This is a genomic window from Nannocystis punicea, assembly GCF_026965555.1.
Lineage (GTDB): Bacteria > Myxococcota_A > Polyangia > Nannocystales > Nannocystaceae > Nannocystis > Nannocystis punicea.
In genome coordinates, this window is the sequence record NZ_CP114040.1 from 1,361,030 (window position 1) to 1,381,511 (window position 20,482).

14 protein-coding genes are annotated in these 20,482 nt (G+C 71.1%); 4 read left to right on the forward strand and 10 right to left on the reverse strand.

The features are described 5' to 3' along the window. Nucleotides 1–11 precede the first annotated feature (11 nt). Entirely contained in the window at nucleotides 12–1,298 is a 1,287-nt protein-coding gene (locus O0S08_RS05265) for a hypothetical protein (RefSeq protein WP_269037892.1), read from the reverse strand. 493 nt (nucleotides 1,299–1,791) lie between these two features. On the opposite strand from O0S08_RS05265, the gene O0S08_RS05270 reads away from it, so the two are divergent. Continuing rightward, nucleotides 1,792–4,662 carry a serine/threonine-protein kinase gene (locus tag O0S08_RS05270; RefSeq protein WP_269037893.1) on the forward strand — a complete coding sequence of 957 codons (2,871 nt, stop codon included), beginning with the start codon at nucleotides 1,792–1,794 and terminating at the stop codon, nucleotides 4,660–4,662. An 86-nt stretch (nucleotides 4,663–4,748) separates the two neighbouring features. Here O0S08_RS05270 and O0S08_RS05275 read toward each other — a convergent pair whose 3' ends face one another. The 4 genes from O0S08_RS05275 to O0S08_RS05290 form a co-directional block, all read right to left on the reverse strand. Continuing rightward, nucleotides 4,749–5,558, reverse strand: coding sequence for a hypothetical protein (locus O0S08_RS05275; protein WP_269037894.1), 810 nt, complete (start codon nucleotides 5,556–5,558; stop codon nucleotides 4,749–4,751). 6 nt (nucleotides 5,559–5,564) lie between these two features. After that, nucleotides 5,565–6,821: a cytochrome P450 gene (locus tag O0S08_RS05280; protein WP_269037895.1), complete on the reverse strand. Its 1,257-nt coding sequence runs from the start codon at nucleotides 6,819–6,821 to the stop codon at nucleotides 5,565–5,567. Nucleotides 6,822–6,970: 149 nt separating this feature from the next. Beyond that, nucleotides 6,971–7,369, reverse strand: coding sequence for a hypothetical protein (locus O0S08_RS05285; RefSeq protein ID WP_269037896.1), 399 nt, complete (start codon nucleotides 7,367–7,369; stop codon nucleotides 6,971–6,973). A gap of 356 nt (nucleotides 7,370–7,725) precedes the next feature. Further along, nucleotides 7,726–8,628, reverse strand: a complete 903-nt coding sequence (locus O0S08_RS05290) for a hypothetical protein (RefSeq protein ID WP_269037897.1) — start codon at nucleotides 8,626–8,628, stop codon at nucleotides 7,726–7,728. Nucleotides 8,629–9,326: 698 nt separating this feature from the next. On the opposite strand from O0S08_RS05290, the gene O0S08_RS05295 reads away from it, so the two are divergent. Both O0S08_RS05295 and O0S08_RS05300 read left to right on the forward strand, forming a co-directional pair. Beyond that, a complete protein-coding gene (locus tag O0S08_RS05295; RefSeq protein WP_269037898.1) occupies nucleotides 9,327–9,548 on the forward strand; it encodes a hypothetical protein in 222 nt (73 codons plus the stop codon). A gap of 15 nt (nucleotides 9,549–9,563) precedes the next feature. Next, a complete protein-coding gene (locus O0S08_RS05300) occupies nucleotides 9,564–10,070 on the forward strand; it encodes a hypothetical protein (RefSeq protein WP_269037899.1) in 507 nt (168 codons plus the stop codon). A gap of 12 nt (nucleotides 10,071–10,082) precedes the next feature. On the opposite strand, the gene O0S08_RS05305 is transcribed toward O0S08_RS05300, so the two are convergent. Further along, nucleotides 10,083–11,624 (reverse strand): hybrid sensor histidine kinase/response regulator, encoded by a 1,542-nt coding sequence (locus O0S08_RS05305; RefSeq protein ID WP_269037900.1) that lies wholly within the window; start codon nucleotides 11,622–11,624, stop codon nucleotides 10,083–10,085. A gap of 1,187 nt (nucleotides 11,625–12,811) precedes the next feature. On the opposite strand from O0S08_RS05305, the gene O0S08_RS05310 reads away from it, so the two are divergent. After that, entirely contained in the window at nucleotides 12,812–13,810 is a 999-nt protein-coding gene (locus O0S08_RS05310) for a sensor histidine kinase (RefSeq protein WP_269037901.1), read from the forward strand. An 860-nt stretch (nucleotides 13,811–14,670) separates the two neighbouring features. On the opposite strand, the gene O0S08_RS05315 is transcribed toward O0S08_RS05310, so the two are convergent. From O0S08_RS05315 to O0S08_RS05330, 4 genes are all read right to left on the reverse strand, one after another. Then, the gene (locus tag O0S08_RS05315) at nucleotides 14,671–16,704 is read right to left on the reverse strand and encodes a PAS domain-containing hybrid sensor histidine kinase/response regulator (RefSeq protein WP_269037902.1); all 2,034 of its coding nucleotides are present in this window, start codon (nucleotides 16,702–16,704) and stop codon (nucleotides 14,671–14,673) included. Between the two features lie 178 nt (nucleotides 16,705–16,882). Further along, nucleotides 16,883–17,206, reverse strand: a complete 324-nt coding sequence (locus O0S08_RS05320) for a circadian clock KaiB family protein (protein ID WP_269037904.1) — start codon at nucleotides 17,204–17,206, stop codon at nucleotides 16,883–16,885. Then, on the reverse strand, nucleotides 17,203–18,927 hold the full coding sequence (kaiC, locus tag O0S08_RS05325) for a circadian clock protein KaiC (RefSeq protein WP_269037905.1): 1,725 nt from the start codon (nucleotides 18,925–18,927) through the stop codon (nucleotides 17,203–17,205). The genes O0S08_RS05320 and kaiC overlap by 4 nt, the downstream gene beginning before the upstream one ends. A gap of 355 nt (nucleotides 18,928–19,282) precedes the next feature. Continuing rightward, complete coding sequence (locus O0S08_RS05330; protein WP_269037906.1) at nucleotides 19,283–20,473, reverse strand: sigma-70 family RNA polymerase sigma factor; 1,191 nt, start codon at nucleotides 20,471–20,473, stop codon at nucleotides 19,283–19,285. Nucleotides 20,474–20,482: the final 9 nt, after the last annotated feature.

The window sequence follows — 20,482 nt, forward strand, 5'->3', positions numbered from 1 at the left end:
GCGAGGGGGTGTTACGAGCTGCCGCCGCCCGGGAGGATGTGCTTGAGGACGAAGGCGCCGACGAGGCCGAAGTCGTCCCAGTCGCCCTGGGTGGCGCCGCAGCTGGTCATGCTGCTCCACCCGGGGAGGTTGGCGTTGCCTCCGGGCGGATTGTAGAGGCGGTGAGCGCCGTTCGGGGAGTTGGCGTCGGTGTAATAGCAATTGGCGCCGAGCGGGTCGCCGTTCGTATCGAAGTCCTTGTAGACGGACTCGAGGACGAACTGCCAGCTGCCGATGATGGGTGGGGACGGGAGGTAGGCGCTGGTGGTTTGGTCGAACCAGGGGGGATTGTGGGCGAAGTCCTTGAAGTGGACGGGCGTGCCCAGCACCGTTCGCGCGTCGCCGGCGTAGAAGGCCCGGTACGCGTTGGCCAGGGCGTTGTAATTGGCGAGGCCATAGCTCCGCTCACCGGGGGCGCCGGCGTCGACGTACGAATTGGGGGTGACGGCCAGGAACTCCTGCGGCTTGGAGAAGGCGTGGCCCTGGCAGGCGATCACCGACGTGGAAGGGATCTCGAAGTCATCCGGCCCGAGTCCGTAGGCGTTCTCGAGCCAGGCCGCCTGGCCCTCGAAGTTGAGCTCGACGTATTCCAGGAACAGCGCCTCGCCGCTCTCTTCCTCCGAGACGGGGCAGATCGAGTAGTAGGTGCCACTCCACGGGCTGGGGGTGAGCCCGCCCGGAAGGTCGGGCGGGCTGCCGGCGGACGGGTAATCGCTCGTCGGCGGCGCGGTCCTCGCCGCGATCGCATACTTCCACGCGTCGAAGGTCGGCGTCGGGGAGCTCGTCGCGGAGTGCCGGATCCAGATCGCGATATCCTCCACGGTCACGGGGTCGACGGAGAAATCGACGATCGTCAACTTGACGAAGGCCTGCTTGCCCTGGTCGATGGCTTCCATGCCGAGGGTCGTGGAATTGTACGCGTACAGCCGGCCCTCCGGCGTCACGACCAGGAAATTGAAGGACATCCAGGTGTCGTCGTTGCGCTGGAGAGCCCCGGTGCTCCAATGCGACCAGGTCGAGACGCCCACGACGGGCGTGGGCGCCGATGCGTTCTCCTTGGTCCGGATGTTGGACCACGGGTAGTCCCCGACGAACGGAGAGTTACCGATGCAGTCGGGGGGGACACAGTCGTCGTCGCGAAAGGAGACGGGCGCGTCCGACCAGCCGGCGACGTCGTCCGCTGCGACCTCGTCGCAGGCGCCGGCGGCGGCGGCGAGGGAGAAGTTCAGGCCAACAAGTGCTTTGATGGAAGGTCGCATTGATGGTTCGTTTCGGAGCTGGAGCCTCGGCCCCCGGTCCGGTGAGGGTGGATCCGGGGCCTATAGCTGTTATGCTGTCTATGTGAGTAGTACCCGGCGGTCCAGAACCAATTGCGCGCCGAGCCAAGTTCTTCCCCCCCTCGCTGCTCGCGTGCGGGTGACTCTCGGCGTCGCGCACGGCTTTCACCCGCTCTGCCACGTGTGAGGAAGCAGGCGTGAAGTCGCTCAGGGACGGGAAATTGCGCGCTCGGTCCGACTCAAAACCGGGCCGGGCGACGCGTATAGGCTGGAGTCCACGCGATTGATACCACGGAAAGACCAGGGTCCGGCCAATCGCTCGCCGGACGATCCGGAGCCGGAGCTCCGTGTGAGAGCATTGGCCGGTGAGGGAGGCGCCTTCGCGCGCGATGACGGGCCTTCGTCCATCGCCGCGACTGCCCGCTCCGACGCGCCCGGGCAGGCGGAAGCGACGCCCGCCGTCGAGCGGGCCGCCATGGACGGAGACCGGGCGACGCCGATCCCGGCACCGCCTCCCGGGGACGGCGATCCGCTCGGCAAGCAGCTGGTAAAGCGGGCGCTGTTCCCCCGCAGAGCGCAGCCCGTTCAGCTCGGGCGGTTCACTGTGCTCAAGCTCCTGGGCCAGGGCGGGATGGGCGTCGTGTACGCCTGCTACGACGACCGACTCGATCGCAAGGTCGCCGTCAAGGTCCTGCACCGCGAGGTCGTCCGGGAGCAGGAGACGTCGCGGAAGCGGCTCCTGCGGGAAGCCCAGGCGATGGCCCGGCTGTCGCATCCCAACATCGTCACCGTGCACGAGGTCGGGCAGGCCGACGGCCTGGTCTACGTGGCGATGGAGTTCGTCCGCGGCGTCAGCCTGGACGTGTGGGTCCACGAGCCGCGCTCGTGGCGGGAGATCCTGTCGGCGTATCTGCAGGCGGGTCGCGGCCTCGCGGCGGCGCACAGGGCCGGGCTCGTCCACCGCGACTTCAAGCCGCAGAACGTCATGATCAGTGACGAGGGACAGGTGAAGGTCCTGGACTTCGGCCTCGCGCGCCTGCGCGACGGCGATCCAGGCGAGGAAGCGCCCGCCGAGGTGCCTGCGGGTTGCGAGAGCGGGCTGCTGCTGCGGCCGCTCACCCGGACGGGCGCGGTCCTCGGCACGCCGGGCTACATGTCGCCGGAGCAGCACCTCGGCCGGCGTACGACCGCCGAGAGCGATCAGTTCAGCTTCTGCGTGTCGCTCTATCAGAGCCTGTACGGCGGCTGGCCGTTCTCCACCGAGTCGTTCCAGGCGCTGCGCGAGGACGCGGTGCACGGTCGCGTCGCGCCGCCGCCGGCGGGCAGTCCGGTGCCGTCGCGGGTGTTCAAGGCGCTCCGCCGCGGCATGATGGCCGAGCCCGCGGCTCGCTTCGCGTCGATGGCGGACCTGCTGGCGGAGCTCGAGCGTGACCCCGGTGTGTTGATTCGGCGCGTCGCCGCGCTGGTCGCGACTGCCGTCATTGCCGGCGTGAGCGGCGTCCTCGCCACCACGGGGAAGGTCGCGGTGGAGCAGTGCCCGGACGCGCGCCCGGAGCTCGCGGGGGTGTGGGACGAGGAGCGCGCGGCGGATGTCCGTACGGCGGTGCGGGCCGTGGCGCCGGCGCGCGCGGCGGAGATCCTGGCCGCGATCGAGCCGCGGCTCGAGCGATATGCGGCCACCTGGGTGCAGCTGCGGAACGACGCCTGCCGGGCCCACGCCGAGGGGCGACATTCGCCGCAGTTGTTCGATCTGCAGACCTCGTGCCTCGATCAGCGGCGGGCCGCCCTCGACGCGACCGTCGACGCCTTCGCCCTCGCCCTCGCCGACGCGACGCTCCTCGACAACCTGGTCCAGACGGTCGCCGGGCTGCCTCCGCTCGCGACCTGCGCGGACTCCGAGGCGCTGATGGCCGCGCTCCCTCCGCCCGATGAGCCGCTGCGCGCGCGGGTTCAGAAGCACCGCGAGACCCTCGCTCTCGCCGAGGTCCACGAGCACACCGCGCAGACCCGTCTCGGGCTCCAACTGGTCGAGAGCGTGCTCTCCGACGCGAGGGCGATCCGCTACGAGCCGTTGCTCGCCGAGGCGTACCTGCGCAAGGGGAGCCTGCAGGTGCTCGAGGGCGCGCCGACGGCGGCGCTGCAATCCTTCGACGAGGCGCTGTGGACGGCGATCGGAGTGGGTCACGAGGCCGTCGCCGCGCTGACGAGCTCGCGGCGCGGGCTTCTCCTGGCCTATCAACTCCGACGACCCGAACAGGCGCGAGCGGAGCTGCGACTCATCGCGGCGCTGAACCGAAAGGTCGAGCGGGATGTGGAGATCTACAGCCAGTTCCTCAACAACGCCGGGGCCGTTCATGCGCTCGTCGGAGAGTGGGCCCCGGCTCGGGCGAGGTGGGAGGAGGCTGTAGCCTTGCGCGAGGAGCATGGTCGCCTCGACACGCCGCTCGGCGTCGGCACCTTGTTCAACCTCGGCGCCCATCTGCTGAAGAACGGTCGATACGAGGAGGCAGCGCCGATCTTTCACCGCGTCATCGCGCTCTCGGAGGCGTTGTCCGGCCCGAACCATCCCGAACGCGCGATGTACGAGAGCATGCTCGCCTACGGTCTGACGAATCTCGGTCGGCCGCGCGAAGCGCTCGCGCGGATGCAGGAGCTGCAGGAGCGCATCGGCAGCAGCGAGAACAAGGTCGCGCGGATGAGCGCCCTGATCGGGCTCGGTCAGGCCGCGCTGGCCCTGGACGACGGTCGTTCGGCGTTGCAGCACTTTGCCGTCGCGCAACGGACGAGCCCCGAGAATTTCAGGAGCCGCGAGTGGGCCTGGTTGATGCGGGCGGCGGCGGTGGCGGCGGATGTCCCGGCGATGGAGAACGCGCGCAAGGAGGCGCTCGCCCGGCTCGACGAGCACGGTGATGTCCGCGGCACCACGTATCAGGAGGTGTTGTTCGGACAGGGGCGAGCGCTGGCGTCGCTCGGCCGGCTGCGCGAGGCGCTGGAGCCTCTGAGCCAGGCGCGGTCGGTGCTCGTCGGTTCGGACGACCCGATTCACGCCATGCGCCGGGGCAAGCTCTCGCTCGAGCTCGGCCGGCTCCGCGGGCAGCTCGGTGAGCAAGAGGCGGCCGAGAGCGAGCTGCGGACGGCGCTGGCGGAATTCGAGGCGGTCCTGTCGCCGCGCAACCTGGAGCTCGCCGACGCCATGCTGGCCCTCGGCGAACTCGCGCTCGCGCGCGGGCTCGTCGACGAGGCGGTGCAGTGGGCGAGCCGGGCGGAGTCGATCTACGTCACGACGGCAGAGCCCGACCACGGCCCGTTGCTGCAGGCACGAGGGGTGCAGGCGAGGGCTCGCTGAGCGCGGCTCGGCGCGAGCGCCGAGTAGTAATTTTGAGTCATGTCGTTTAGAACATGCCCGATAAGGCATGTCTTTGGAGACATGATTCATCCTCGACGCCCGGCCTCGCGTCGGCGGGCGCGGGCCTCGCGTCGAGCCTGGCGGCGGACGTACCGCAGGGTGGCTGTGCTGATGGCGACGCCGCCGAGCCTGAAGCTCCCCGACGAGGCGGGGACGGCCGGCGGGACGCGCTCGGGTACCGGCACCGCATCGACGACGCCGTGCGCGGCGCGAGGATCGGTGTCCGTCTCCGCCGGCAGCGGCTCCTCCTCGGCCACCGCGGTCGCGGGTTCGAGGACGGGTACAGGCGCGGGCAGCGGGCAGCCTTCGTCGACATCTTCCCCGAGTTCGCTCGCCGCGTCGGGCGGGACCGTCTCGCGCCCGTCCTCGCCGTGGCCCGTACACCCCGCGGCGATCGCCGTCGCCAGGGTCGCGCCAGCCAGCAGCGGGCTCCGTCGCGGCGGCGCGGGCGGATCGGCGAAGCGGACGGCGCCGCGGCGATCGACCTCGTAGCGGACGCACACGCGCTCGCCGAGCTGCGGCCCGAGCACCGCGAGCGCCTCCTCGGCCCTCATGCGCGACAGATCCATCACCTCGCGCGCGCATGCGCTGCAGAACCGGCGGACCTCGTCGCCGGGCATCGCGGACCAGTCGGCGTCACAGGGTCGAGCGAGCGGGAGCGGATGGCGGCGCGTCATCGTGACCAGCATGAAGCCGGCGAGCGCCCCGACGATCCGTCCGCCATCGGACCCGCGCTCCGCGGCAGGGCGCCGGGTGAGCGTGAACGCGGGCCGCATCGGGCTCCGCAAGGGCAGCGTGGTCGCGGCTCGCAGTCGCTCGGCGTCGTTCGCGGTCACGCGCGCTCACGCATGGGTCGGACCCCAGGTCAGGTGCAGGCGGTCGTAGCCGAAGAACAGGATCACGCGCGCGCGCTCCAGCGGGGCGTCGGTCCGCAGGCGCAGGTCGGGCAAGCGCGCCAGCAATTGCTCGATGCCGACGCGGAGCTCGAGCCGGGCCAGGGCCGCGCCGAGGCAGAAGTGGATCCCGCGACCGAAGGACAGGTGCCGATCGGGGTGGGGGCGCCGCGGGTCGAACCGGTCCGGCTCGGCGAACAGGGACTCGTCGCGGTTGGCGGCCGCGACGAGCAGCTGCAGGGAGCTGTCGGCCGGGATCGTGACGTCGCCGATCGTCAGCTCGGCGGTGGTCTGGCGCTGATTGAACAGCAGCGGCGTCTCGTAGCGGAGCACCTCCTCGATGAATTGCGGCAAGAGCGTCGGATCGGCGCGCACGGCCGCGAGGTCGGCGGGGCGCTGCAGCAGCAGCGCCAGCGCGTTGCTCATGGCGAACATGGTCGTCTCGTGGCCGCCGACGATGAGCTGCATCGGCACCGCGACCAGCTCTTCCTCGCTCAGGCGATCGCCGTCGTCGAGCCGGGCCTGGATGAGCACCGACAGCAGGTCGTCGCCGGGGCGCGCCCGTCGCTCGGCGATGACCTCGGCGAAGTAGCGCTGGAACGCCAGCAGGCCGTGCGCCGATTCGACCAGGCGCTCGATCGGCTCGACGCACCAGATCAGCCGCAACCAGTCGCCCGACCAGCGCTTGAGCCGCTCGATGTCCGCGCGCGGCATGCCGAGCATGTCGCCGATGACCGTCGCAGTGAACGGGAACGCGAACCGCTGCGCCACGTCGGCGTGGCCGTCGGCGATGAAGCCGTCGATGAGCTCGTCGGCGAGCCGCCGGATCGCCGGCTCGCGCGCGGCGATGCTCTGCGGGGCGAACCCCTTGACCAGGAGGCCGCGCATGCGCGTGTGGTCGGGGGGGTCGGTCGTCAGCAGCGTCGGCAACCACGGCGCGCGCCCGGCGAACACCTCCAGGACCTCGGCGGGCATCTCCCGGTGCGCGCTCATGATGTACTTCGAGGAGAAGCGCGTCGGGTCGCGCCAGATCGCCTGAATGTCCTCCGGTCGGGTGATGAACCAGCTGTTGAGCGGCGCGTTGAAGAACGCGGCGGTCGCCCGTCGAGCCGCGGCGTAGAACGGGTACGGATCGGCCATCCGTTCGAAGTCGAACGGGTCGTGGGCGGCGAGCTCGGCGGGATCGATCGGCTCCGATACGCTCATGGGCAGAGTCCTCCGTTCTCCAGCCTGCACGGGGGCCCGACTCCCGTGAATCGGTGCAGACCCGATGCCCGGGCCTCGTCTGCGATCGCCAGCGCTTCGGGGCGCTCCTGCACGCGCGACGTCCCGACACTCGATTGTGGGGAGTCGCTCTACGAGGTCTCGCAATGATCGTCGACGAGGCGGCAGTTCGGCTCCGCCGGCTTCGGCGGGCAGATCCCGCTGCAGACGATCTCGCCGAAGAAGGCCTCGGTGCACCGTCCGTCGACGCACCAGCGATCGACGCGGGCCGTGATCGCCTGCGGCGCCCAGTGCTCGTGCGCGACGCTCCAGCGGCCGGGCTCCTGCTCTGTACCGAGGCCGCACGAATACACGCAGCCGCAGTCGGCGGCGACGACCGGCAGGCAGCGACGCGCAGGGCTCGTGGGCGCCGGCGCGGAAGAGGGCTCTGCACTCGCGGGCGCCGGCGCAGGAGGCGGGGTCGGGGCCGCGGGCGAGCCGCCTTGAGGGGTGCAGGCGAGGAGCAGACAGACCACGACGGCCGCGCGCATGCCCGCAGCGTACCCCGGCGAAGCATCGCCGGGCAGCCCCGTCGGGCCCGCGGTCTCCATGCGCCGGAGTCGGCGCGTCCCGACAGCGACGGTGCTCGCGGGCGCCGACGCGTGCCGCATGGGGTCGGTCGTCCTGTCGCTGTCGTCGGCGGGAGACAGTGTCACGGACCTGTCCCGAGGGACAGTCGCCGCCAGGCGACACCGCGACATCCGCGTCGCGGGCGGTTCGCGCGTGTCGTGCGGGAAGGTCGCGGCCTCCGGCCGAGGCGCGCGGCCTCGTCGGTGCGCGCCGGTCCCTTCGAACATGTCCTGTCAGACATGCCCAACAGGACATGTTTTTTTTGATTATCCGCAGTTCAGCCGGGGATCACGCAGATCCCGACGTCGGCGAACTCCGGCGGCGCGTCGCCGCCCACGTCGGAGTAGAACGACACGCACTCGGCCCCCTCGCCGTTGCACTGCGGATCGGAGGTGTCGCAGAACGAGATGCAGCAATAGGGGACGTCCTCGCCGCACTCGATCGCCGACTCCGCGCCCCAGCACAGCAGGCCCGGGTCGCACACGTTGCTGAACTCGCACGGGTCGAACTCCTGGCCCTCCTCGAACGAATATTCGGCCAGGCACACGAACCGCTGGCCGTTGCTGGCCCAGTCGGGCAAGCAGCCCTGGCCCTCGGGGCAGTCCTGCAGCAGCGGGTCGCAGCCCTGCAGGCACACGTGCGCCAGGCCGGCGACCCAGAACACACAGATGTCGTCCGAGCCGGGGCAATCGTAGGCGTCGGGGTTGCCGGTGCACAGGGCGACGCACTGGCCGGTGTTGTCGGCGTGGTTGATGTTCCAGCAGGCGAGGCCGTAGTCGCAGTCGTCGATGCCGGTCCACCAGCCGCCCTCGACCTTGCACGGGTCGCCGACCTTGCCGGGGTTCTGCGCGACGGGCGTGCACATGGTGCCGGTGAACGCGGGCTCGCCCTCGGGCGCGAAGGCCATGCACTTGTAGCCGTCGGGGCAGTCCTGCATCCAGGGGTCGCACATCGACTCCTCGCCGTCGGTCACGCTCGTCTGGGGGTCGACGGTGTCGCTGCCGCTGGAGGTCGACCCGCTGGAGGTCGGCGTGACCGTGGTCGAACCATCGGTGTCGGTGTCGGTCGAGGGCGAGGTCGCGGTCGAGGTCGAGGGGTCTTCCGCCGTCGTCGGCGTCTCGGTGGCTCCGATTCCCGGCCCGGAGCAACCCGCGACGAGCGCGGCGCAAAGCATGGTCATAGGTAGGGCGAGCTTATGCATCATTTCCTCCGAGGTATGCGCGAGTCGTTCCTGGTGACGATCTCGACGAGCATGGGATAGGAGCGCAGCCTAGCAAGTCGAGGGCGATCCGCCCGTCGCAGACGTCCGACGAGCCTCGGACCGATGTCTCCGGCGGCGGTCCGTTCCGTCACGAGAAGGTAGGCTTCGAGTCGGCGGCCGGCTCACGCGGGGCAAGTGTCCCTCGCGGTCCGATCGATCGCGCCGAAGTGACGATCGCGAACGTGGGCGACCGGGCGCGCTGGTGACCTCCGGCCTCACCCCATGCCGTAAACCCACGATCTACCGCGCCGATTGTCCGATTCGCCGCCGCTCCGCGCTCGCCCGCGCTGCGGAGCTTCGCCGCCGGGCCACGAGCGCTGGCGTTCCTCGCCGACGGCTCGCTGATCGTCGGCACCAGCCACGGGCTCACTCTGCACGACCCGACGTCACCCACCCCGCCGCGTGCGGCGCCGGTGTCGGCGCGGCCGCACGCGGAGCCGCAGGGCGACGGCCCTGCTGGTCGGTGATTACCGCCGCCGCTGGGGCGAGTGAGGCCGCGGCGGCGTGGATGTCCCATGAGACATGTCGTACGGAGCACCGTCATTGTCGTTACATGGTCGATGGGTGGTGCTGTCGATCGGCGACATGCCGGCGCTCGCCGGGCGTCGGCGCTCTCGGTGTTCGCGGCGATCTCCCCGCTCGAGATCCACCTCCACGACCTGCCGGCGTTGCCCGGCTTCACCTGGTCGACCCCGCTCGACCGGCTCCACGTGCTCGGCCTGGCGACCCTGTCCATGCTGGATCTGTCCGACGTGGTCGCGGCGCGGGAGATCGTGCTGAACGACCTGCCGGCGCTGACGAGCCTGTCTGGGCTGGCGGCGCGCGGTGTGGCAACCTGAGGGCGGAGCCTGGACATGAGCGCGACGGCGGAGCTCACTGGTTGCATCGAGCGAATCCTGACCGACCTCGAGGCCGTCGCGCGCGCGCCGATCCGCGACGAGCGCCGGCGGGGGTTCATCGCGGCCATGATGCGCGACGTCTACAGGCTGGGCCTCGCGTGGTCGCGCGAGCCGGCGCTGCGGGGCGAGGTGTTCGCTCGGCTCGCGCCGGTGCGACGGCACTTCGCGGACGAAGGTCCGTTCGAGCTGCAGATATTCGCGGCGCGGCAGTCGTCGGCGCGGCTCGAGGCCGAGGGGTGGGAGGGGCTGTGTCGCGGTCGTTCGGCGCTGGCGTTCTTCGTCGAGCTGGCGGGCGCGGAGCTCGACGGCACGCGGTTGGAGGAGGACCTCGCGGGGCTCGACGAGTACTTGCGCGAGGTGGCGACCCGCGAGGGCTACCTGCGCGAGGAGGAGCGCGACGCCGACGTCCCGCGCGCGCACTGGTGGTGGTGGGCGCCGCTCGAGACCGGCAGCGCTACGTGACGACCGGGCGAATCAGTCGCCGCCGAGGTCGTGGGCGTGGAACACCTTGGCCAGATCCTTGAGGCCGACCGGCTTGGTGAGGTGATGGTCGAACCCGGCGGCCTTGGTCGCTTCGCGGTCGGTCTCGAGGCCGTAGCCGGTCAGCGCGACGAGGATCGGCGGGCGCTCGCTCGACTGCCGCGCTCGCACGCGGCGCGCCACCTCGTGACCGTCGAAGCCCGGCAGGCCGATGTCGATCAGCGCGATGCGGGGCGCGAACTCCAGGATCCGCTCGACCCCCGACGGACCGTCGGCGGCCTCCTCGACCTCGTGCCCCGACAGCTGCAGCAACTTGCGCAGCATCTCGCGCCCGTCCTTGTTGTCCTCGACCACGACGATCCGCTGCGGCGGCATCTTGCGGGGCGCCAGCCGCAGGGCGGGGCGTACGACCGGGCCGGCGACGAAGCGCGGCAGGCGGACGAGGAGGCGGCTGCCCTGATGCGCGCCCTGGCTGAAGGCCTCGACCGAGCCGCGGTGGAGCTCGACCAGCTGACGCACGAGCGTGAGGCCGAGGCCGAGGCCGCCCTCGGCCCGCTCGGAGCCGCGGTGCCCCTGGACGAACAGGTCGAAGGCGCTGCGCAGCAGATCGGGGCTCATGCCGATGCCGCTGTCGGCGATCTCGAGCCCGACCACGTCGTCGGACGCGTCGACGCGGATCGAGATGATGCCGTCGGGCGGGGTGAACTTGAGGGCGTTGCCGAGCAGGTTGTCGAGGATCTGCCGGATGCGCTGCGGGTCGGCCTGGACGAGCGCGGGGCGAGCGTCGCAGGTGACGGTGTGCTGGACGAACTTGCCGCCGGCCCGCAGCGAGGCGACGTGCTCGCGGGTCAGCTCGCCGAGGTCGATGGTCTGCAGGTCGAGGCGGATCTTGCCGGCGACGACGCGGCCGACCTCGAGCAGGTCGTCGACCAGGTGCTTCAGGTGCGCGGCCTGGCGGGTGATGATGCCGCGCGCGCTCGGCGACGCGGCCGGGTCCTGCTCGAGGACGTCGAGCGCGACGGTGATGACGTTCAGCGGGTTGCGCAGCTCGTGGCCGAGCATGGCGAGGAACTCGTCCTTGGCCTTGTTGGCCCGCTGGAGGTCGAGGAACAGCTGGGCCCGTTCGCGCTCGGCGCGGGTGTTCTCGGTGATGTCGCGGGCGATCTTCGAGGCGCCGATGATCCGCCCGGTCCGGTCCTTGATCGGCGAGATCGTCAGAGAGATGGCGACGAGCTGGCCGTCCTTGCGCCGCCGCACGGTCTCGAAGTGGTCGACGAGCTGGCCGGCGCGGATCTTGGAGAGCACCATCTTCTCCTCGTCGATCCGGTCCTCGGGGATGATCAGGTTGATCGACCGACCGATCGCTTCGGCCGCCGTGTAGCCGAAGATCCGCTCGGCCGCGGTGTTCCACGAGGTGATCATGCCCTCGAGCGTCTTGCTGACGATCGCGTCGTGCGAGCTGTCGACGATCGCGGCCAGGCGCGCGCGCGAGGCCTCCAGCTGCTCGAGCGGATCCTTGCTACTTGGATCGTGCATGCGGATCGCCAGTGTCGTCGCTAAACGGAGCGCTCGCAACGTCAGCGACTGCCGCTCCGCGCGTGTCGTACATCGCCGCAAGTCGTCGCTGCGAAGTCGGCGCCGAGCGCGGGCACGAAGCGCAGTTCGGGCGCGCGTGTGTCATGAATCGTCGATGTCGCTGGGATTATGCGGCAGCGAGCCTGGCTGAGGCTGGTGAAGATGGCGGAGCGCCGATGCGTTCGCGCGGGTCCGCGACGCCCGTGGTCCAGGAAGTGTGCCCGTATAGAGAGGGATTACGGGACGCTCTACGTTCCCCGCGGGCAGCGCCGAGCGATTCCCCGATCGGCCGGCGTGATGCTGGTGGCTCGGACCGGCTGTGTGCGCCAGGTCCAGGGTCCGGCCGCGTCCTCGCCGCGCCGGCGAGGCGAGCCGAGGTTCTTCGCACCATCGCCGCTGGCCCGTTGCCCCGGGGCCGCCGAAGCGGCTCGGGCCGCTGGCCGCCGGGGACTCGTGACGGATGCCTCGGCGTCGCGGTCCAGCTCGATCCGACGCAGGCGCGGCGGTGCGAATGGACGCGCGCCCTGGCATCGGCGGATCGGCGTACGTCGAAGGCGCTGGCAGAGCCGTCGCTGGCCGCAGGCGCGACGGTGCCGGGCTCGTCCGACCACGAGTTCGCCGATCGTGTTCCGGCGGCGCGGCTCGCCGGTCGGGACGAGGAGGTGCTGCGAGTGCCGCCCCACGCTCGGCGGGTGAGGCCGAGTCGTGATGCGGACGACCTCGGTCGACCACGATGGCATGTCCTTCGGGACAGGCGAGATGCGCGCGGCGCGGCGCTCGGCGGGTGAGGCGATGGTGGGATGCGGACGACCTCGGCCGGGCGACGTCCGTAGATGTCCTCAGGGACAGGCGAGAGTGGCCGCGGCAGGGCGAGTTCGTGGAAGTGGACGACGACGACGACCGCGGCGGGGGAGCTTGTGGCGCTCTGCAGCGACGTGTGGGAGATGCCGGAGCGACCCACGGATTGTGGGTGGTCGCGCAGGTCGACGATCGACGAGCGCACGCAGGCGCGGCGTGAGGCGGCGACGAGGCGCGAAAATCACCCGTCTGAAGCAGGCTTCACGGAGGAATTGAGGCGCAGGGAGCGGGCGAACGCCGCGCGGAGCTTCACGCGCCGCTCGCGTCTGTGCCATATTGCGCGGCCAACGATGCCGGAACGGCGCTCTTCCTCCTCGTCGCGCAAGCACGTGGCCCAGCGCCTGCGCGAGCGCCTGCCGGCGTTCGTCGAGCTGTTCGACGGCGCGGAGATGCTGGTGGAAGAGCTCGCCGAGCTGCTCGAGGGGACGGACGAGCTGGCGGCCGCCGACGCGGCGAGCGGGCACGGGGCCGGCCGCGCGCGCGAGGACGCGAGCCCGGAGATGCTCGCCGGCGAGTTCGCGGCGCTGCGTCGAGCCGTGGCCGGACACCTCGAGCCGGCCGACCGCGAGGGCGAGGTCGGCGAGGCGCTGCACGAGCTGCTCGACCGCCAGTACGCGGCCGCGATGGCGGCGCTGCTGCGCGAGCGCGAGGCGCAATTGCTGGAGATGGTCGCTCACGACATCAGCAACCCGCTGATGAACATCTGCCTGTGCCGCGACTACCTCGCCGGCCTCGGCGGCGGCTCGCCCGAGCAGGAGATGGTGAGCGACATGCTGCAGAGCGCGTCGCAGCGGCTGCAAGACCTCACGCGCGGGCTGCACGAGGTGGCAGACCTGCGCGGGAGCCCGGAGCTGCTCGAGCGGGGAGCGATCGCGGCGACCGAGCTGGTGGTCGACGCGGTGGCTCGCTGCGCGCCGCAGGCCGCTGCCCGCAAGGCGCGGATCGAGCAATCCCTGCAGCTCGCGGGGGTGACGGTGCTCGGCGATCACGAGCGCCTGGTCCGGGCGCTCGGCAGCGCGCTGCAATCGGCGCTGCGAGCCGCCGGCGGGGACCGAGTCGTCACGCTGCGCGGGGAGGTGGTCGGCAGCGAGGTGGTGCTCCGCGTCAGCGACGTGATCGCCGATCTGGGCGGTCCGTCGCTGGCCCGCCGCCGCACCACGAGCGAGCTGTTCGTGGCCCGCAGCATCGTCGAGGCCCACGGCGGCCGACTGTGGTACGAGCCGTCACCGGGCGGCGGCGGCATGACCCTCGCCCTCGGTCTGCCGCTCGCGGCCGAGCCGAGCGCGTGAGCTGCCGCCGGTCATGGGGCGGCCTCCCGAGTCGCTCCGGGAGAGCGAAACATGGTCGTTCGGACAGGTACGAAAGCGACTTGAGCGGCGAATGAGAACGGCGGGGTCCGGCGCGGCTCTGCGAGTTTAAAACAAGGTCGAACGGACAGGTACGAAGCGTCCTGAGCGGCGAAGGGAATGGGGGGGTCCGGCGCGGGGGGTTTAAAACAAGGTCGCAGGTGCAGGTCCTGAGCGGCGAAGGGAATGGGGGGTCCGGTGCGGCGCTGCGGGTTTGAACAAGGTCGAACGGACAGGTGCAGGTCCTGAGCGGCGAAGGGGAATGGCGGGGTCCGGTGCGGCGCTGCGGGTTTAAAACAAGGTCGCAGGTGCAGGTCCTGAGCGGCGAAGGGAATGGGGGGTCCGGCGCGGGGCTGCGAGTTTAAAACAAGGTCGAACGGACAGGTAGGAAGCGATCTGAGCGGCGAAGGGGAATGGCGGGGTCCGGTGCGGCGCTGCGGGTTTAAAACAAGGTCGAACGGACAGGTGCAAGTCCTGAGCGGTGAGGGGGAAGTGGTGGGGGCCGGCGTGGCTCCGCGAGTCAAACATGGTCGTTCGGACAGGTCTCGAGACACCTGGCCTTGGACGGGCAGAGACGGCGTGCCGGGCCGCTCCGCGAGCTCTAGTATGTTCTTTTGGACATGTCTTGAAGGACTTCTACCGACGAGAAGGGCGGCGTTCCGAGCGGGTCCGCGGGACCGAAACCTGCTCGTTCGGACAGGCTCGAAAGAGCCGAGCCCGACGGGCGAGCGGCGGCGTCCCGGGCGGCGGCGCCGTTCAAAAGATGCTCGTTCGGACAGGTCTCGAGGGACCTGTCCGAACGGTCATGCTTCCACGTCGCCGGTCTGCGGCGGGCGCAGCAGCGTCTTGAGCTTGGCGAGGCCGACCGGCTTGATCAGGTGGGCGTGGAAGCCGCTGGCCTGCGAGCGCTGGCGGTCCTCGGCGCGGCCGTAGCCGGTGAGGGCGACGAAGCGGGTGGCGGCGAACTCCGGGCGGGCGCGCAGGTCGGCGACCACGCCGTAGCCGTCGAGCAGCGGCAGGCCGATGTCGCACAGCACCAGCTGCGGGGCGAACGCGAGCGCGGTGGTGATGCCGGTCGGGCCGTCGGCGGCGGTCTCGACCTTGTGGCCGAGCATGCCGAGAAGGGCGGCGAGCAGCTCGGCGGCGTCGCGGTTGTCGTCGATGACGAGCACGCGCAGGCTCGGGCCGGTGGCGGCGGCCTTGTCGGCGCGCGGGGCCTCGGGGCCGACGCGCTCGCCGTCGTGCAGCGGCAGGCGGACCACGAACTCGCTGCCGAGGCCGGGGCCGTCGCTGTGGGCCTCGACCTGGCCGCCGTGGATGGTGACCAGCCGCTTGACGAGGGCGAGGCCGATGCCGAGGCCGCCCTGCGAGCGGTCGAGCGAGCGGTGGACCTGCGTGAACAGGTCGAACACCTCGGCGAGCATCTCCTGGGGGATGCCGATCCCGCTGTCGCGGACGCGGATGACGGCTTGCTTGTCCTCGCACTCGAGGCGCACGCCGATGTCGCCGCCGATCTCGGTGTACTTGGCGGCGTTGTTGACGAGGTTGCCGATGACCTGGGCGATCCGCGTCGGGTCGGCGCGGACCCACACCGGGTCGGGCGGACAGGCGAATTGCAGCCGGTGGCCCTTGGCGTCGATCGCCGGGCGGCTGGTCTCGATGCCGCGCATGACCGCGGCGCCGAGCTCGATGCGCTCCATCTGCAGCTGGATCTTGCCGGTGTTGATGCGCGACACCTCGAGCAGATCGTCGACCAGCCGCGTCAGTTGCTGGACCTGGCGCTCGATGACGTCGCGGCACTGATTGGCCAGCGGGTCGTCGAGCGCCTGCAGGTTCATGATCTCGAGCGATGACTGGATCGGCGACAGCGGGTTGCGCAGCTCGTGGGCCAGCATCGCCAGGAACTCGTCCTTGCGCCGATCGACCGCCTGCAGCTCGCTGGCCCGCCGGCGCAGCTCGTCCTCGGCCTCGCGCAGCGAGGTGATGTCGGTCAGGGTGATCACGACCCCGAGCCGCTCGCCGCCGGCGACGACCAGCGGGCCGGCGCCCAGCATCAACTCGGCCCGCTTGCCCCCGGGCCGGTCGCAGCGGACCTCGAGGCCGCGCACGGGCTCGCCGCGCCACACCGGGGCGAGGTCGACGCGCGCGCCCGGCTCGTCGTGGCGGGTGAGCGCGAACACCCGGTCGAACCGCTGGAACAGCGGGTTGGTGCCGCACAGGTCGTGCGCGGCCCGGCTGGCGCGCAGGACGGTGCCCTCGATGTCGCACACGACCACTGCGTCGGCGACCTGCTCGAGGATCGCCCGCGCGGTCGCCTCGTCGGCGATCAGCCGCTCGCGCCGCTTCTGCTCGCTGAGGTCGACGACCAGCAGGCACACGCCGGCGACGCCCTCGTGCAAGGCCCGCACGCCGAGGACGATCGGCACGCGCTCGCCGTCGCCGCGCCGCAGCATGACCTCGCCCTCGCTCAGGACCGCCAGACCGTCGCGCAGCAGCGCCTCGAACACCGGTAGGCCCGGCGGGTCGATGTGCTGCTGCAGCGGCAGGCCGAGCACCGCCTGCTGCTCGCAGCGGAGGAGGCGCGTGAACTGGTTGTTGCACGCGAGGACGACCCCGTCGATCGCCAGCGCCGCGGCGCCGTGGTGCATCTGCTCGACGAGCAGCCGGTACGGCTTGTCGGCGGCGTCGAGCGTGAACACCCGCGGCGGCTCGGCGTCGCTGATCACGAGGGCGTCGACCTCGCCGCCCTGGATCGCGCGGATGGTCTCCTGGGCCTCGGCGAGGCGGAGCCGCAGCTCCTCGAGCTCGCGCTGGGCGGCGGCGAGGGCGTCGCTCACGGCGCCACCTCGCCCCGGGCGGCGCCGCCGAGCTGGCCGAACGGACAGGCGCACGCGGCACCCACGTGACCGAAGGGACAGGTGATCCCGGAGCGCCGGGAGGGGGCCGCGGGCGTTCGAATCTGGCCGAAAGGACAGGTTCTGGCGAGCGCGGCGATGAGGGCGATCGGGCGGGCGATCATGGGGCGTTGGCGGGGACCAGCTGGAGGCCGAGCAGCGTCTTCTCGACGTTCGAGAGGTCGCCGATGACGCGGCGGATCGGGTCGGGCAGCTTGCGGACGAGCGTCGGGATGGCGACGATCTCGTCCTGCTTGGCCAGCTTCGGGTGCTTGTGCAGGTCGATGACCTCGATCCTGTAGCGGCCGCGCAGGTGCTCCTCGCACAGCCGCTGGAGGTTCTGCAGCGCCTGGATCGACTTCGGGGTCTGCCCGGCCACGTACAGCCGGAGCTCCCAGACGTCGGGGTCGTCGGACTCCGCGGGTACCTCGTGCTCGCTGTTCATGCCGTCTCCTCCTCTTCGTTGTCGGCGTCGGCGCGGCGGCTGAGCGCCATGCTCGAGCGGTCGTCGGTGAGCCGGCGGTCGACGGCCTCCTCGGCGGACAGCAGCAGCTCGAGCTCGAGCTCCTCGCTCTCCGCCTGCGCGCGCAGCGAGGCGATCTGGGCCTCGAGCGCGTGCCGCTTGCGCTCGATCTCCCGCCGCTTGCGCGCCATCGCGTGGCGGCGCGCCTCGGCGGCCTCGCGCTCCCTGGCCTCCTGCGCCAGCCGCATCGAGCCGGTCAGCACGCCCTCGGGGCCGACGTAGACGTCGCGCAGCTCGACCCCGTGGCTGGTGAGCACGAACTCGCGGACCTGGTTGGAGTGAGCGGTGCCGCGGGACTTCAGCACGTGGAGGCCGCGGTTGCGCTCGCCGCCGAGCTCGACGTCGCGCAGGAGGATCCACGTGTCGATCAGGGACGAGACGTTCTGCTCGGTCGCCTCGAGCAGGCCCTTGCCGCCGCTGACCAGGCTGACGAACACGGCGGTGCACTGGCGGCTCTTGAGGTAGTCGACCAGGCGCAGCAGCATCGACTGGGCCTCGCCGGCGGTGCCGACCGTGATGAAGTTGCTGATCGGGTCGATGACGACCAGCCGCGGGTCGAACTCGCGGATGTGCTTGAACATGGTCGCCAGGTGCATCTCGAGCCCGTGGAAGGTCGGGCGGGTCGAGACGAAGTGGAGCATCCCGTTGGCGAGCCAGGGGCCGAGGTCGAGGTTGATCGACCGCATGTTGCGGAGCACCTGCTGCGGCGACTCCTCGAACGAGTAATAGAGGCAGCGCTCGCCGCGTTCGCAGCTGGCGGCGGCCATGTGAGCGGCGATGCTCGACTTGCCGGTGCCGGCGGTGCCCGACAGCAGCACGCTGGTGCCGCGGTACACGCCGCCGGCGAGCATGCTGTCGAGCCGCTCGATGCCGGTCGACACGCGCTCGGTCGAGGCGACGTGGTCGAGCTTGAGCGAGCTCAGCGGCAGGACCGAGAAGCCGTCGCTGTCGATGAGGAACGGGTACTCGTTGGTGCCGTGGGTGGTGCCGCGGTACTTGACGATCCGCAGCCGCCGCGTCGACACCTGGTCGTGCATGCGGTGGTCGAGCTGGATCACGCAGTCGGAAACGTACTCCTCGAGGCCCTGGCGGGTGAGGGTGCCGTCGCCGCGCTCGGCGGTGATGACGGCGGTGACGCCCCGATCCTTGAGCCAGCGGAACAGCCGCCGCAGCTCGGAGCGGAGGATCGCCTCGTTGTCGAAGCCGCCGAACAGGGTCTCGAGGGTGTCGAGGACCACGCGCTTGGCCCCGACGGTGTCGATCGCCAGGCCCAGGCGGATGAACAGCCCCTCGAGGTCGAACTCGCCGGCCTCCTCGATCTCGCTGCGCTCGACGCGGATGTGCTCGACCACCAGCTTGTCGCGCGCGGCCAGGTCCTCGAGGTCGAAGCCGAGCGAGCGGACGTTGGCGGTCAGGTCGTCGGCGGTCTCCTCGAAGGCGAAGAACACGCCCGGCTCGTCGTAGTCGGTGGCGCCGCGGACCAGGAACTCCATCGCCATCAGCGTCTTGCCGCACCCCGCGCTGCCGCACACCAGCGTCGGTCGGCCGCGCGGCAGGCCGCCGCCGGTGATGTCGTCGAGGCCGTGGATCCCCGTGGGGGCCTTGGGGATGCTCGCGCGTGGGCTGGCGGTGCTTGCGGTCATGCTTGCGTCTCGCGGACGCGCCGAGCGCCCGATCCGCAATGGGCAGTTTAGGGCGACCACCGTGCGAGCGGCAACCTCGAAAGCTCGGTCACCGGGCTCGGCTATGTCACGACCGGCCTCGTGCAGATCGGCGACGGCGCCGACTCGCTGCGAGCGGGCTCAGGGGCGCGGCGAACCGACGGTGCGACGCCGTGAAGATCGCGGCGACGAGGTTCGTGCGTGCAGGATCACGAGACCGCGTGCGAGCGGGCGCGCGGCGACCGGCGAGCGCGGCGGGCGATCGCAAAATACGACGCGAGCCGATCGCCGCGTGGGGCGACCGGCTCGCGGTCGAGGTCGTCGTCGGAGCGGGCGATTACATCAGCTGGCGGCGGGAGAACTCCGAGCGGAGCTTGCGCAGCGCCTGCTCCTGCAGCTGACGGATGCGCTCGCGCGACAGCGAGTAGGTGGCGCCGATCTCCTTGAGGGTGAGCTCGGGCTCGCCGTCCATGCCGACCCGCTTGCGCAGGATGTCGGCCTCCATCGGCGACAGCTTGTCGAACACCTCGAGCAGGGCGTCCTGCAGCAGGGCCGAGTCCATCAGCTCGTAGGGGGCGACCTGGCTGGCGTCGACGAGGGTGTCGGCGAGGCTGCTCTCGCCGTCGCGGGTGGCCGGCAGCGACAGGCTCAGCGGCTGGTCGATCAGCGACCAGCTCATCCGCTGGATCCGCTCCATGCTGATGCCGGTGGCCGAGGACAGCTCCTCGTCGGTGGGGGTGCGGCCGTACATCACCTCGTACTCGCGGCGGGCCCGGTTCACCTTCTTGCAGGCGTCGATCATGTGCAGCGGCAGGCGGACGCTGCGGTCGGTGTCGACGATGGCGCGGGTGATGGCGTAGCGGATCCACCACGCGGCGTAGGTGGCGAAGCGGCAGCCGCGGGCCGGGTCGAACCGGTCGACGGCCTTCATCAGGCCGATGTTGCCGTCCTGGATGAGGTCCTGCAGCGGGATCGCGCTGCGGGCGAAGCGGCGGGCGATGGCGACGACGAGCCGCAGGTTACAGCGCACGAACGCGTTCTTGGCCAGCATCACGGCGTCGTGGGCCCGGCGCGCCGCGGTGACGTAGCGGATGAACGGGACGCTGTCGCGGTACGGCGGCTTCACCTTCATGTTGGTGGCCACGCCGCGGTTGCTCTCGAGGCCGGTGAGGTCGGCGAGGATCGAGTCGGCGACGACGCTGTCGACGTCGGCGAACACCAGGCGGTCGATGAGGGCCGTGCGGGCGGCGTTGAAGGCCTCCTCGTGGCTCTTCAGGACCCGGTCGCGGAGCGCCCGCGAGGTCTTCTCGACCGCCTCGAGCACCGCGGGCGGGACCGCCTCGGCCGACAGCCGCTCGGCCACCAGGCCGCAGATCGCCGACACGAACGGCGGGTAGCCGAGGAACGCCGCCCACATCTGCTTGCGCAGCTCGACCAGCCGGGTCGCCGCGGTCATCTCCTCGTCCTTCCCCATCACCGTCACATCGGCGAGCTCACGGAAGTAGCGCGCGGTCGTCGCGCCACCCATGGTCGTCGC

Excerpts from the sequence above, each read along its gene's own strand:
- O0S08_RS05330 (WP_269037906.1), bottom strand. The coding sequence starts at position 20,473 with ATGGGTGGCGCGACGACCGCGCGCTACTTCCGTGAGCTCGCCGATGTG.
- O0S08_RS05310 (WP_269037901.1), top strand. The coding sequence starts at position 12,812 with ATGCCGGAACGGCGCTCTTCCTCCTCGTCGCGCAAGCACGTGGCCCAG.
- O0S08_RS05280 (WP_269037895.1), bottom strand. The coding sequence starts at position 6,821 with ATGAGCGTATCGGAGCCGATCGATCCCGCCGAGCTCGCCGCCCACGAC.
- O0S08_RS05265 (WP_269037892.1), bottom strand. The coding sequence starts at position 1,298 with ATGCGACCTTCCATCAAAGCACTTGTTGGCCTGAACTTCTCCCTCGCC.
- O0S08_RS05285 (WP_269037896.1), bottom strand. The coding sequence starts at position 7,369 with ATGCGCGCGGCCGTCGTGGTCTGTCTGCTCCTCGCCTGCACCCCTCAA.
- O0S08_RS05290 (WP_269037897.1), bottom strand. The coding sequence starts at position 8,628 with ATGACCATGCTTTGCGCCGCGCTCGTCGCGGGTTGCTCCGGGCCGGGA.
- O0S08_RS05305 (WP_269037900.1), bottom strand. The coding sequence starts at position 11,624 with ATGCACGATCCAAGTAGCAAGGATCCGCTCGAGCAGCTGGAGGCCTCG.
- O0S08_RS05320 (WP_269037904.1), bottom strand. The coding sequence starts at position 17,206 with ATGAACAGCGAGCACGAGGTACCCGCGGAGTCCGACGACCCCGACGTC.
- O0S08_RS05270 (WP_269037893.1), top strand. The coding sequence starts at position 1,792 with ATGGACGGAGACCGGGCGACGCCGATCCCGGCACCGCCTCCCGGGGAC.
- O0S08_RS05300 (WP_269037899.1), top strand. The coding sequence starts at position 9,564 with ATGAGCGCGACGGCGGAGCTCACTGGTTGCATCGAGCGAATCCTGACC.
- kaiC (WP_269037905.1), bottom strand. The coding sequence starts at position 18,927 with ATGACCGCAAGCACCGCCAGCCCACGCGCGAGCATCCCCAAGGCCCCC.